The 12002-nt window shown below is 34.3% G+C and carries 15 protein-coding genes; 4 read left to right on the plus strand and 11 right to left on the minus strand.

Annotated elements, in window-relative coordinates; genetic code table 11:
- Positions 1 to 319 precede the first annotated feature (319 nt).
- Genes ACQV2T_RS08735 through ACQV2T_RS08745 form a run of 3 tightly spaced genes read right to left on the minus strand, consistent with a single transcriptional unit; the run spans position 320 to position 2680 of the window.
- Positions 320 to 1663 carry a glucose-6-phosphate isomerase gene (locus ACQV2T_RS08735; RefSeq protein ID WP_428874507.1) on the minus strand — a complete coding sequence of 448 codons (1344 nt, stop codon included), beginning with the start codon at positions 1661 to 1663 and terminating at the stop codon, positions 320 to 322.
- Between the two features lie 11 nt (positions 1664 to 1674).
- Complete coding sequence (locus ACQV2T_RS08740; protein ID WP_428874509.1) at positions 1675 to 2070, minus strand: CvfD/Ygs/GSP13 family RNA-binding post-transcriptional regulator; 396 nt, start codon at positions 2068 to 2070, stop codon at positions 1675 to 1677.
- A 22-nt stretch (positions 2071 to 2092) separates the two neighbouring features.
- Complete coding sequence (locus ACQV2T_RS08745; RefSeq protein ID WP_428874510.1) at positions 2093 to 2680, minus strand: peptidylprolyl isomerase; 588 nt, start codon at positions 2678 to 2680, stop codon at positions 2093 to 2095.
- A 124-nt stretch (positions 2681 to 2804) separates the two neighbouring features.
- Between ACQV2T_RS08745 and ACQV2T_RS08750 the strand changes: the two genes are divergently transcribed.
- The 3 genes from ACQV2T_RS08750 to ACQV2T_RS08760 are packed head-to-tail and all read left to right on the plus strand — an operon-like array spanning position 2805 to position 4867.
- Positions 2805 to 3320: a divergent PAP2 family protein gene (locus ACQV2T_RS08750; RefSeq protein WP_428874511.1), complete on the plus strand. Its 516-nt coding sequence runs from the start codon at positions 2805 to 2807 to the stop codon at positions 3318 to 3320.
- Between the two features lie 13 nt (positions 3321 to 3333).
- Entirely contained in the window at positions 3334 to 4335 is a 1002-nt protein-coding gene (locus tag ACQV2T_RS08755) for an NAD(P)/FAD-dependent oxidoreductase (RefSeq protein WP_428874512.1), read from the plus strand.
- Complete coding sequence (locus ACQV2T_RS08760; RefSeq protein WP_428874513.1) at positions 4328 to 4867, plus strand: phosphatidylglycerophosphatase A family protein; 540 nt, start codon at positions 4328 to 4330, stop codon at positions 4865 to 4867. The genes ACQV2T_RS08755 and ACQV2T_RS08760 overlap by 8 nt, the downstream gene beginning before the upstream one ends.
- Positions 4868 to 4906: 39 nt before the next feature.
- Here the strand turns inward: ACQV2T_RS08760 and ACQV2T_RS08765 are convergent, their stop codons facing one another.
- The 4 genes from ACQV2T_RS08765 to ACQV2T_RS08780 form a co-directional block, all read right to left on the minus strand.
- Positions 4907 to 5536, minus strand: coding sequence for a TIGR01906 family membrane protein (locus ACQV2T_RS08765; protein ID WP_428874514.1), 630 nt, complete (start codon positions 5534 to 5536; stop codon positions 4907 to 4909).
- A 28-nt stretch (positions 5537 to 5564) separates the two neighbouring features.
- Positions 5565 to 6278, minus strand: a complete 714-nt coding sequence (locus ACQV2T_RS08770; protein WP_428893554.1) for a YutD family protein — start codon at positions 6276 to 6278, stop codon at positions 5565 to 5567.
- A gap of 182 nt (positions 6279 to 6460) precedes the next feature.
- On the minus strand, positions 6461 to 6583 hold the full coding sequence (locus tag ACQV2T_RS08775; RefSeq protein ID WP_428874516.1) for a hypothetical protein: 123 nt from the start codon (positions 6581 to 6583) through the stop codon (positions 6461 to 6463).
- A 213-nt stretch (positions 6584 to 6796) separates the two neighbouring features.
- Positions 6797 to 7420, minus strand: coding sequence for a hypothetical protein (locus ACQV2T_RS08780; protein WP_428874517.1), 624 nt, complete (start codon positions 7418 to 7420; stop codon positions 6797 to 6799).
- A gap of 157 nt (positions 7421 to 7577) precedes the next feature.
- On the opposite strand from ACQV2T_RS08780, the gene ACQV2T_RS08785 reads away from it, so the two are divergent.
- Entirely contained in the window at positions 7578 to 8420 is an 843-nt protein-coding gene (locus ACQV2T_RS08785) for a DegV family protein (RefSeq protein ID WP_428893555.1), read from the plus strand.
- 53 nt (positions 8421 to 8473) lie between these two features.
- Here the strand turns inward: ACQV2T_RS08785 and ACQV2T_RS08790 are convergent, their stop codons facing one another.
- From ACQV2T_RS08790 to ACQV2T_RS08805, 4 genes are all read right to left on the minus strand, one after another.
- Positions 8474 to 9589 carry an alpha/beta fold hydrolase gene (locus ACQV2T_RS08790; RefSeq protein WP_428874519.1) on the minus strand — a complete coding sequence of 372 codons (1116 nt, stop codon included), beginning with the start codon at positions 9587 to 9589 and terminating at the stop codon, positions 8474 to 8476.
- 14 nt (positions 9590 to 9603) lie between these two features.
- On the minus strand, positions 9604 to 10374 hold the full coding sequence (locus ACQV2T_RS08795; protein ID WP_428874520.1) for a hypothetical protein: 771 nt from the start codon (positions 10372 to 10374) through the stop codon (positions 9604 to 9606).
- A 9-nt stretch (positions 10375 to 10383) separates the two neighbouring features.
- The gene (locus tag ACQV2T_RS08800; RefSeq protein ID WP_428893556.1) at positions 10384 to 11274 is read right to left on the minus strand and encodes a polysaccharide deacetylase family protein; all 891 of its coding nucleotides are present in this window, start codon (positions 11272 to 11274) and stop codon (positions 10384 to 10386) included.
- Between the two features lie 143 nt (positions 11275 to 11417).
- Complete coding sequence (locus tag ACQV2T_RS08805) at positions 11418 to 11846, minus strand: MarR family winged helix-turn-helix transcriptional regulator (protein ID WP_428874522.1); 429 nt, start codon at positions 11844 to 11846, stop codon at positions 11418 to 11420.
- Between the last annotated feature and the right edge of the window lie 156 nt (positions 11847 to 12002).

Genomic DNA, 12002 nt, shown 5'->3' on the forward strand with positions numbered 1-12002 from the left:
AAACTTTTTTTCTTTCGTTTCGGTCGTTCGTGACGACAAGAAATAATATAACATGAGTTCTTTGTTAATGTCAAATACTTTTCAAAGTTTTTTATTTTTAGCAACTCAAGATGCATTGCTCTTCGTTCGTGACGACAAGAATTAATATAGCATGGGTTGTTAGCTTAAGTCAATAGCTTTTTTAACTTTTTCTAAATTTTTTGTGAATTCTTTTTTGTTCTTCAATTTTATCAATAACCTCTGATGAATAAAAATCATTTGAGACGATCTATAGTCCGACCATCTCAAATGTTTTAACTTTTATTATCGATTGATAATTCTATATTCTTTGACTAAGTTCCTTTGTTAATTCTTCATAACCATCTTTACCAAGTAAGGCAAACATATTACGTTTATAGGCTTCGACTCCCGGCTGATCAAATGGGTTGACACCATTAAGGTATCCAGAAATAGCGACTGCCATTTCAAAGAAATAAATCATTTGACCGAGGCTTTCTTCATTCATTGCTGGAATGTTAATAATAAGATTAGGTACCTCTCCGTCCGTATGGGCAATCATAGTTCCTTGATAAGCCATTTGGTTAACGGTTGACATTTTTTCTCCCTCTAAATATGAAAGACCGTCAACGTCTTCTTCTAATTGAGGGATTGTTAAATCTTTCCTAACTTTTTGGAAGTTTAATACCGTCTCAAATATATTTCGTTGGCCATCTTGAATAATTTGACCAATTGAATGTAGGTCTGTTGAAAAGTTAGCTGAACATGGGAAAATTCCTTTATGATCTTTTCCTTCAGACTCGCCAAATAACTGTTTCCACCATTCACCGAAAGCTTGTAAAGCTGGTTCATAGTTGATTAACAATTCATTGACCTTTCCTTTGCGATAGAAAATATTTCTTATAACAGCATACTGCATGGCTTGATTTTTTGCTAAATCCTCATTTAGATAAAGCTCTCTAGCAATTTTTGCCCCTTCAATCAGCCTTTCTATGCTTGCACCACTTACAGCAATAGGAAGCAAGCCCACTGGTGTTAAAACCGAGAAGCGCCCACCGATACCATCTGGGATTACAAAAGACTCATAATTATTTTGTTGGGCTTCTTTTTTTAATGCTCCTTTAGCTTGATCGGTTGTCGCATAAATTCTTTGATAAGCTTCTTTTTTTCCATATTTTTTGATTAGTTTTTCTTTTAAAACCCGAAAAGCAATTGCTGGTTCCGTAGTTGTTCCTGATTTAGAGATGATATTAATAGAGAAATCACGCTCTCCAATTACTTCTATTAAATCATTCAAGTAAGTGGATGATATGTTGTTACCAGCAAAAAGTATTTGAGGCAAACTTTTGCTTGGAGCCATCATATTATAAAAAGTATGGTTTAAAAAATCTATGGCTGCTTTAGCTCCTAAATAGGATCCGCCTATGCCGATTACTACTAATACTTCCGAGTTCTTTTGAATTTTTTGAGCTACTCCTTTAATTCGCTCTATTTCGGATTGGGGGAAATCAAGTGGCCAATCAATCCAATCCGTAAATTCAGAACCTGCCCCTGTTTTTTCTTTAAGTTCACGTAAAGAGGATTCTGCGAACCCACTTAAGTGCTCCATTTCTTTTTCTTGAAAAAAGTTCAAAGCCTTCGAATAATCAAAGCTAATTGTTTCCATTTATAAACCTCCTAAACTTCTATCTTGGTATTAAACTCATTTTCTTCAATAGAATGCATTGCTTGATCAATCCATTGTGGCATCTTATCTGCTATGGTCTTAAATCCTATGTCTGGTAAATTCCGTCTTTTTTTTCTTCGATTTCTAACAGGAAACAATGGGGTGTTAATTTTATCTAGTGCTCGCATGGATAAAGAAATTTTCTTACTGTATTCATCAATATCAATTACAACTACTTTAACTTTTTCTCCAATATTAATGAATTCATCTAAAGCCCCTACATATCCATGTTTACATTCGGAAATATGCACTAGACCCTGTTCTTCATCAGAAAGCTTTATAAAAATACCATAGTTCTGGATACCGGTTACTTCTCCTTCAATAATATCTCCTATTTTAAACTTCATATCGATTACCGTGCTTTCTCACTTATTTAGAAACGGTAACGGATTCAATCATCACATCTTCAACCGGTTTGTCTTGAGGCCCTGTTGTAACATTTTGGATAGCTAAAACATTCTCCATACCTCCAACGACTTGACCAAAGACAGTATGGCGTTGATCCAACCAAGGGGTTCCTCCTTTTTCTTCATAAGCCTTCACAACTTCATCAGGGAACCCTAAGTCTTTTAACTGTTGGAGCATATCAGCCGGTACATTTGGTGCAGTTACAATAAAAAATTGACTGCCATTTGTATTTGGTCCTGCATTAGCCATTGAAAGAGCTCCATAAAAGTTAAAAAGATGCATTGAAAATTCATCTTCAAAACTTTCTCCCCATTTGCTTTCACCACCCATGCCTGTTCCTGTTGGGTCTCCTCCTTGGATCATAAAATCTTTAATAACTCTATGAAAAATCACGCCATCATAGTAGCCTTCTTCAGCTAAAGTAATGAAGTTTTCGACTGTCCTGGGTGCTTGTTCTTTAAATAATGCTAATTCAATGTCACCCTTATTAGTATGTAAAACAACTTGACTTTGTATTTCCTCTGTCTTTAATTGTGGAAAATTATTCATTTTATCGCTCCTTATATCTATTTTCTCTATCATTTTACTCGAAAAAAAACTAAATTTATAGTTAAAGGGTCTTATTTTTGTTAAGATAGTTAGTGTTAAAAATAAAAAGAAGGATAAGGATGCTATGAATTACCCATTAATTGCTGCTTTTACCGCCATTTTTTTCGCGCAAATGATTAAATATCCAATTGCCTATTATTCAAAGCGAAGTCCTAAATTAGATATAATCACTTCTACTGGTGGCATGCCCTCATCGCATTCGGCTGCCGTCGCAAGTTTAATTGCCAGTCTTATATTTGAATACGGTTTTGCTTCAGCACACGTAGCCATAGCAACTGTATTCGGTGTTATTATCATGTTCGATTCTATGGGGGTCAGACGTCAAAGTGGTGAACAAGGCCTTGTAATTGATGCTATCGTTAAACGTCTCTCTCAATCAAATTATGAGGATATAAATGTTCAATCAATTAAAGAAAAACTAGAAGACTCTGAATTTGAAACTGAAATTATTGATAATTATCAAGACCTTATAGTTACTAAATACCTTGGACATAAACCAACAGAAGTATTTGCAGGTATTATTACAGGCGGATTTGTGGCAGTAGTCATGCGCTTAGTATTCCTTGCGTTTTTTTATTAGAAAGGCAGAAATTATGGAAAATATTTATGATATAACAATTATCGGTGCAGGCCCTGTAGGCCTTTATACCGCTTTCTTCGCTCATATGCGAAACGCAAAAGTAAAAATTATTGAGTCACTTGAGGAGGTGGGGGGGCAACCAAATCATCTTTATGGTGAAAAGTTGATTTTCGATATTCCTGCCTATCCTTCGATTAAGGGGAATATTTTGAGTCAAAAACTATTTGAACAGGTCAATCATTTTAAACCAGATATTTCTTTGGGAGAAGAAGTCTTAAATCTCTCTCCCAGAGAAGATGGCATCTATACAATTCAAACTAGTAAAGAAATTTATTACTCAAAGACCGTTATCATTGCAGCAGGTAATGGAGCTTTTCAACCCCGAAAGCTTGGAATGGATAATGCGAATCATTTCGAAAATCATTCCTTACATTATATTGTTAAAAAACCTGAACATTTTAAGCATCAGAGGATAGCAGTATGTGGAGGAGGAGACTCTGCAGTTGATTGGGCACTCACCCTAGAACCAATTGCTAAAGAAGTCTATTTAATACACCGACGTGAAAACTTTCGAGCTTTAGAAAGCTCAGTATCCAAATTACATGCCTCGTCTGTTAAAATTCTAACCCCCTATAAAATTTTAACCTTAGAGGGTAAAAATCACCAGCTCGAATCACTCAAGCTTCAGCAGGTGAAATCAAAAAAAATAGTAGCACTTTGCCTCGATCAATTAATTGTCAATTATGGCTTTTCTAATTCTTTAGGCCATATAAAAGATTGGGGACTCAAGCTTTCTCGCAACCAAATCAAAGTTTCATCATTAATGGAAACTAATTTGCCTGGTGTTTTCGCTGTTGGGGATATTGCTGACTATCCTGGTAAGGTAAAGATCATTGCAGCTGGATTTGGGGAAGCCTTATTAGCTGTTAATCAAGCCTTACACTTCATCGATCCTAATTATCGACCGTCGCCCTTACATTCATCAACTATTTTTGAAGGAGAATTCAATGACTAAAGATTATATTCACTTAAAACACCTAGAATCCAGATCCTATGAATTGCTAGCTGAAAGAGGTGTTAGCATCGAAGAAATCGCTAAAATCGTCTACGATTTACAAAATACTTATGTTGAGACTTTAACTATGCAAGACTGCATTGATAATTTACATGCTGTGATGCAAAAACGAGAAGTTCAAAATGCTATTATAACTGGAATTGAATTAGATATTGCTGCTGAAAAAGGACTTTTGTCTCCACTTCTATGTGACTTATTAATGCGTGATGAGAGCCTCTATGGAATAGATGAAATTCTGACTCTATCAATCGTCAATGTTTATGGATCAATCGGTCTTACTAATTTCGGTTATTTAGATAAGCTTAAACCGGGCATTATTGGTAAACTAAATGATGAAAAAGATCAGCGGTGCAATACATTTATTGATGACATCGTGGGTGCCTTAGCCGCTGCCGCTGCAAGCCGAATTGCGCACGCACAACCACAAACTGATGAAATTTCCGTTCCTCCAAAAAAACCAAGTCATTTATAAGCTAAAAAAAGATAAGCTCAGCAGCTGAGCTTATCTTTTTTATATTTTCTTTTTAATAAACAAATAAATAATTCCTAACAATAATTCATATAGCATAACGACAACAATTAGTAATAGAAAGAAGTAACTATCTGGAAGCACATTAATGACAGGATCTGTTAAAGGATCAAACAGCCATAAATCATTTTTAAAGAAAATTTGGTGAAAAAGAATAAAGATTTTATCAAAAGCGATAAGTGCTAGAAATAATAAACCAATTGGCAACATGTAACTTAGCATCATATATATCTTAAGATAGGGATTACGTCTCCTCTGCTTGCGAATATTTATCAAAACAATCGCTAAAACAAAAATTAAAAACAAAGCTGCCATCATGGTTAGCTGGATTAAAACTTTAACTTCAGCAAAATGCTGAATCCCTCCGTCAGAAGAGGCAAAATCAGGCAATAGCATTTGACTTTCCATCGGATGGGTTAAGAAATCAACAATTGTTTGATAATTTTGATTTAATTGCTCACTCGTTAATCCAACTGTTTCATGCAATTTAAAATATTGATTAAAGATTCTATAAATAACTGGCGATAGAAAAACGGTCAATGAGATTGCCCCAGTTAAGGATGCTAGGCAAAATAAGCAAACTCTGGCAAAATTTTTAATGTGGTCAGTCAAACTATGGATCCTCGCTTTCTAATAAAGGCTAGTTGGGGCGTTTTTTTATAACGAAATCCTTCTTATGATTGATTCTGTTTGTCGGCTTATTCATCTTATTAGACCCGACAGTCAAATTGTTTTTACTTTCAGATTTACTTAGTGAGTGGCTTTTTTCATTTCTTCTCTTAATTTTAGGGGTAACAGTCTTAGAACGATGGCCGAGATTTTGAATTTTTCGATTCGTTCTTTTTTGATAGCTACGTCCCCGTGTGTTTTTATTTGAAGTTCTTGGATAAAGTGTCTTACTTTGAATGTTATTTATCTTGCCCGCCCTCAATCGATCTAATAAATGAGGATATTCAGCGATAGAGCTTTTTTTTCCAATAACAAAATACTTGGCGCCAAAATTACAATATTCATTGATATAATCCTCTAACGTTTCAATACGTTGATCGAAAGCCACTTTGGGTGTTCCGATTTGATAAAACCCTCTTAAGCGAAGCTGATTAAAAGCCCAATCACCAACAATATAATCATACTTAGCGAAGAGGTCTTGATAGCGATTATAGAAGGCTTCAAAGTCAAAAGCTTCTTGATGATTAATAATCAAATCGTATTCTTCGTCTTCAATCATTAAGGAACTGTCATTTAAAAATTTAATGTTTTTAATAACATCTTCATTTAATTCATCGCCCGTTAGGTCATCCAATAGTCGATCTATTTGTTTGTTAATTTTTAACTCTTTTATTGAATCTGTCATAATTTACTCCTGTTCTAAAGGGAATTCTCCCTGAAAATAATCACTGATAATATGTCTTAAAATTAAGAAAGATAATCGTTAGTTTATCGTATTTCATTATAAACGGTAAAAAGGAAGATAGACACAGTCATCTAGACTGGCTAGACAATACATTTGTTCATTGTCTAGCATTTCATAATCTATTAGCCATCGATTAATCCATCGTTCATAGAAACACCTTTAAAGAACATTGTAGCAAAAAATATACCTCCAAATCCATTGCCAAAGAGTCCCCTACTTGCTAATGTAAACTTTTGATGATTCATTTATTCGGAAAGAAATCTTAATAGCTACCGCTTTGCTCAATACGCTTTCTTTGGTATTGATATAAACTACTCTGATATATCGCTTTTTCAGCTATCAATGCTATTTTATTAATAGATAAAACATGCAATTTAATTAACTATCCTTCTGCAGTTACATTTTTAACTCGTTATAAAAAGACCTCCTCTTAATAACAAAAGGAGGTTTTAAATGGACTATTTAAAAATACCTAAAAGTATATAAGCGACAATTAAGAATATTACACCAAATATAAGGTAAGTCATCCATTCTTTTTTTAGACGCGGAATTGGTTTTGCAATCACATAACCGGCAGCTAAGACTATCATAACAACCATGATAAGCACTGAAAAGACAGTTGCTGGTATAAGATAACTAAGTAAATAAAGTATCGGTAAGACAATAGCTACTGAAATTAAGGGAAGACCCAAATAGAAATTCTCTTCATCTATTTGATAAGCTTGAAATTCCAAGGGACGGTTAAAATGTGCTAAACGAATGGCTACAGCAGTTAAGTAGACTGCAATAGTAATCATACCTAATATTCCACCTTGAGTAGCTGTTAATAATAATCCAATTGGAATCAAACCAAAGGATAGAAAATCAGCTATAACCTCTAACTCTGTGGAAAAAGCTAGTTGTGCATCTGTTTGGTCAAATTGCTCAGAAATATCAATTGAATACTCATTAAGAATGGCTCCTATCATCATAGATATTAAACCATACTCAATTGCCCCTATATAGGCAAAGCCTAATCCTACAATCGAAAAAACTATTTGAACTAAGACGATTAAATTGGACCGATGTAGATCTCCTAACATAATCTTTCCTCCTCACATGAAATGTATGTCAACTCCTATTTTACCGATAATATGCTGTTTTTAGCAAGTGTTAAAATTAAACTTTCAATAAATTGAAACTGATTCTGAAATTAGTTATACTACTGATAATTAATTGACCATAATTGGGGGAAATATTATGCAGTGGAAAATAGTAACTGACTCTGGCGCGAGTATTCGTTCTGTCAAAGATATCAACGAGGAAATAGAGTTTGAAGTTGTTTCTTTAATACTGAATATCGATGAGCATACATATAAAGATAACAATCAAATGGATACCCAAACTCTAGTTAATAAAATGGAAAGTGGCCAACAGACTGGAACTGCTTGTCCAAGCCCTGAAAGTTATGCACAAACATTTGAGTCCAATCAAAATGTTTTATGTTTCACTTTATCTTCAGGTGTTTCAGGCTCTTACAATGCTGCTTGTTTAGGAAGAGAGTTAGCCTTAGAGAAAAGTCCTGATGCTAATATTAAAATCATCGACAGTCGATCGGCTGGAGCTGAAATCGACCTACTTATTACTCTTGCTGCAAGTATCATTAAAGAAGAGACTGATTTTGATTCGGTAGTGGCAAGAATTGAAAAAGAACATTTAAGTACAAATGTCAATTTTTTGTTAGAATCTGTTGATAATCTAGTAAAAAATGGCCGAATATCTAAAATTGTTGGAAACATGATTGGATTACTAAATATACGTTTAATCGGAAAAAGAAGTTCTGAGGGTACGATTGAACTTGCTCAAAAAGCTAGAGGCCATCAAAAAGCAATGAAAAAACTTTGGGCAGAAATAAAAAGCAAGGGATTTAATGGAGGGAAAATATTTATTAACCATGTCCTAAACCCGGAAGCGAGCCAAGAACTTCAGTCAATGATTCTTGCAGAATTTCCACATGCAGAAATTAATATTTTACCTTCTTCTGGCTTATGCACTTTCTATGCTCAAAGAAATGGTCTAATTGTTGGCTACCAAACCAAATAATTCAAACAAAGAAGGCTGCCTTAAACATCCCTTAAGGCAACCTTCTTTGTTTACTATATATTTTTATTAATAAAGTGAAGGATTTGACTCACTATCTTTCTCACTTGATCATCATGTCCTAAAAGAATCTCGTGCTCACTTGAAGGTACAAGGAAGTTTAATGAATTTGGAAGACAATTATAAAAATGGAAGATACCCTCTTTTTTTACAATCTTATCACTAGCTGCTCGGAAGATGAGACTTGGAAAAGTCATTTTCTTGATTTCTTTTTCTTGATGGATAGTTTGCAAAGCATCTAAAGATGCCTTCAACCAGTTAATAGAGCCTGACTTGGTAGGATAAAGATGAAGTTTTTTATTGAGTTCAAAAAAGAAGCGCCCTCTTACTTCAGAATTGGACAGCTGATTGGGTGTTCTGAAAACTAAATGGTCATCTATTCCTCCATTTGAATCTTCAGGTAAATAATTCTTACCCCGGCCGACTTTTTGCATCAAGCTAGCGCTCATATGCGCCAATTCCATTGGCATTCCCTTAGTATCAATCGCAAGCATTGGGGAGGATAAAATAAGACCATCTACTAAATCTGGCCATAATTGAGCAAAGCGAGAACTGACAGCCCCACCCATTGAGTGTCCAAATATAAAGAGAGGCTGTTCTTCTCCACCCAGTTCTTTAACCCTTTTTACTAGGCATTTTAAATCATTGATATAAACGTTAAAATCTATAATATCAATTTGGGTTTGGTTAGGTGATAATTTAGATTCCCCATGTCCTCGTGCATCATAAGTCAGTACTTGAATTCCTGATTGTAATAAATAATATACTAATTCTCGATATTTTTCTTTAAATTCATTAAAACCATGGACAATAAGGCAAGTTGCTTTGGCTGTTTCTAAAGCATAGAAGTCATAAGCTAAGTGATAAGCCCCTTGGTTAATTGATCCCTCTTGTCTTAAATTATCGATAAATGGGCTGAGTTTTTCATCCCAATTCTTCTCATATTCTTCTTCTTGCAACCAATCCATGGAATTTTCAATTTCAGCTAATTCAAGCAATCTTTCAGCATGACTAATCTTAGGAAGTGGATGCTTAAAATTTTGATGTAATTGAGAAGCTAGAGAAATACTTGCTAATGCAAGAGACCATCTAAGGTAATTGTTACTTTTCATATTATCCTCCCTATTTAAAGTTTCTGTGTGTCAAAGTTTAATACCACAACAATCCGCACATAGGACGAATCATCTAGACGAAAATCACTGGCTGAAGCTTTAGCAGATATAAATACCGACCGCATGTCAGAAAAATCTTCATTTTGTTCGAAAAAAGCTTTGGCTAAATATTGAGCGAATACTGCTTCATCTTTAGACCAAGTATCTAAATGAATATCATCAGACGAAATAAAAACCTCATATAAGTTTTCGCCAATCCGATATTGATTATTTTCAATCTCGTAAAAACGCTCGCGGAAATTTAGTCCCTCTTTAGTTTTAGAATCTAAATATACATAATTGTCTAACTCATCGAGTCTAAGTAGATTCCCATTTGACAAATATGGTGCTAGATAGACTGTTTGTTGTGGGAAATAAACTCTGTTAATTGCTTCTATAAATGACCTGTTTAGCTGACTTATATCTAACTGATTATTAAAAGAGTCTGCCATTTGCTGGCCTTTGATAAATCGAGGATGTGCTAATACTGCTTGTGGATACTGGATGGGTTTTTTATTCCCTGGGTACGACTGAATCTGATTAATTATATCGGGAGAGTCTTCATCTGGAACTTTTTCAATTCCAATCAGTTCCTTAGATATTTTACTGAGTCTTTGATAAGTGGATAAACCTTCTTGAGACAAAGCTTGATCGATCATTTCTTCATGAAAGTGATAGATGGTGCTTAGTCCAAGTATTATAAATAAGAGTTTAAAATAAAAAGATAGCGGAAAATATTTTTTCAATCGATTCGCCTAGCTTTCTTTTTCAAAATTTGGTTTACGAATTAATAAAGGATCAACTATATGGTAACCTTGCTCACGATAACCGTCTACCATCCTCGAGATAGCAACATTAGTCCATGGACGATCATGCATAAGAATGTTTGCTCCTGCCCTTAAATAATCATTATTTAAAGACACTTCTAATAAAGCTTCACTTTCTAAATACTCATCCATCCAATCATATCCAAAATTCCAAGTCATTAATTGCATTTCTAGTTCTTGGCATATCTGATAGGTATCCATGTTAAACAAACCAAAAGGCGGGCGGAACCATCTTGGTTTTTCTCCTGTAATTTCTTCAACCAAATCACTTGTTTGTTTAATTTCTTGATACTGCTGGTCGTAGGTCATTTCTTTTAAGTTAGGATGATGCTGAGTATGATTACCGATTTCGAATCCCATATCATAAATTTGCTTGGTAATCTTTCTCCCCTTTTCCTCTGTTAAGAACATACCATTCACTAAGAAAATAGCATTTACATCCTTAGCTTTTAATTGTTGGGCAATTTCAAGTGCATAGGAATTCGGTCTTTGAGGCGCATCATCAAAGGTAAATAAAAGAACTTTATGATCACTACTATCGTATAAAGGAAATATTTCCGAAGAAATATCAGGGTTTTCTTGCATATAGTAGGCATAGCCATCCTCATCGACTTCCGCATAGTTAGAATAATCTGTCCAAGCTTGACGAGTACCATCCTTTTTTAAAGAACTTTCTTTAGTGGAATCTTCATCGTAAGTACTCTCTAGTATTTCTAATTCATCAAGCTGTACTTGTTTTGATTCTGTTTCTTCGTTTAAAGGCGCCTTTTGACAAGCGGATAAACAAAATAATAAAAGAATTAAAGCCGAGAATTTCATCAATAATTTGTCCTTTCTAAATCCGATTTGCCTTTTTAGTTTATCATAGAAAGAATTAAAGTTAAAAGCAAGACTATCCTAATACAAGCTACATTTAACAAAAAAGTCCCTAACTCACTAAAAGAGTTAGGGGATCAAGCAGGCTATTCATAGCGAGTTAACTTTTGTAATAAGCGTTTCATTTCGAGCACTTCATCTGTAGTGAATTCTTCAAAAACTTCTAACAAATGTTTACGGTGCTCAGGATAAATCTCATCCATCAACTTAGTACCTTCTGCTGTAATTTCAGCAAAAGTTACACGACGGTCATTTAAATCTGGCTTTCGTTCCACATAACCCTTATTACACAACTTATCAATCACGTAAGTGGTTGAAGAGGAAGCAATTAAAATTCGATTCCCAATTTGTTGAATTGGTTGAGGGCCACGATTATATAATAATTCTAATACAGCAAACTCCGTCACATTCATATCTGAATGATTCGCATCTTTTTTCACCAATTTCTCAAAGTAGGCATGTGCTCTCATCATACCAATATATGTTTTTAAAACTTCTGTATCTCGATCTAACATCTACTCTCACCTTCTTATCTTAAAATTTTTAATCTCGAAAGCGAAATAATTATATCTTATCTATTAAAATTAGTCAATCCATTCCAATAAAAATCTAAAAAATTGTTAAACGTAAATGATAATGTCTCAAGAGAACACAAATCAAAATGTCCCTCT

This window comes from Facklamia sp. P13069 (assembly GCF_050409405.1).
Taxonomy (GTDB): Bacteria; Bacillota; Bacilli; order Lactobacillales; family Aerococcaceae; genus Facklamia.

Excerpts from the sequence above, each read along its gene's own strand:
- ACQV2T_RS08735 (WP_428874507.1), bottom strand. The coding sequence starts at position 1,663 with ATGGAAACAATTAGCTTTGATTATTCGAAGGCTTTGAACTTTTTTCAA.
- ACQV2T_RS08740 (WP_428874509.1), bottom strand. The coding sequence starts at position 2,070 with ATGAAGTTTAAAATAGGAGATATTATTGAAGGAGAAGTAACCGGTATC.
- ACQV2T_RS08745 (WP_428874510.1), bottom strand. The coding sequence starts at position 2,680 with ATGAATAATTTTCCACAATTAAAGACAGAGGAAATACAAAGTCAAGTT.
- ACQV2T_RS08750 (WP_428874511.1), top strand. The coding sequence starts at position 2,805 with ATGAATTACCCATTAATTGCTGCTTTTACCGCCATTTTTTTCGCGCAA.
- ACQV2T_RS08755 (WP_428874512.1), top strand. The coding sequence starts at position 3,334 with ATGGAAAATATTTATGATATAACAATTATCGGTGCAGGCCCTGTAGGC.
- ACQV2T_RS08760 (WP_428874513.1), top strand. The coding sequence starts at position 4,328 with ATGACTAAAGATTATATTCACTTAAAACACCTAGAATCCAGATCCTAT.
- ACQV2T_RS08770 (WP_428893554.1), bottom strand. The coding sequence starts at position 6,278 with ATGACAGATTCAATAAAAGAGTTAAAAATTAACAAACAAATAGATCGA.
- ACQV2T_RS08775 (WP_428874516.1), bottom strand. The coding sequence starts at position 6,583 with ATGAATCATCAAAAGTTTACATTAGCAAGTAGGGGACTCTTTGGCAAT.
- ACQV2T_RS08780 (WP_428874517.1), bottom strand. The coding sequence starts at position 7,420 with ATGTTAGGAGATCTACATCGGTCCAATTTAATCGTCTTAGTTCAAATA.
- ACQV2T_RS08785 (WP_428893555.1), top strand. The coding sequence starts at position 7,578 with ATGCAGTGGAAAATAGTAACTGACTCTGGCGCGAGTATTCGTTCTGTC.
- ACQV2T_RS08790 (WP_428874519.1), bottom strand. The coding sequence starts at position 9,589 with ATGAAAAGTAACAATTACCTTAGATGGTCTCTTGCATTAGCAAGTATT.
- ACQV2T_RS08800 (WP_428893556.1), bottom strand. The coding sequence starts at position 11,274 with ATGAAATTCTCGGCTTTAATTCTTTTATTATTTTGTTTATCCGCTTGT.
- ACQV2T_RS08805 (WP_428874522.1), bottom strand. The coding sequence starts at position 11,846 with ATGTTAGATCGAGATACAGAAGTTTTAAAAACATATATTGGTATGATG.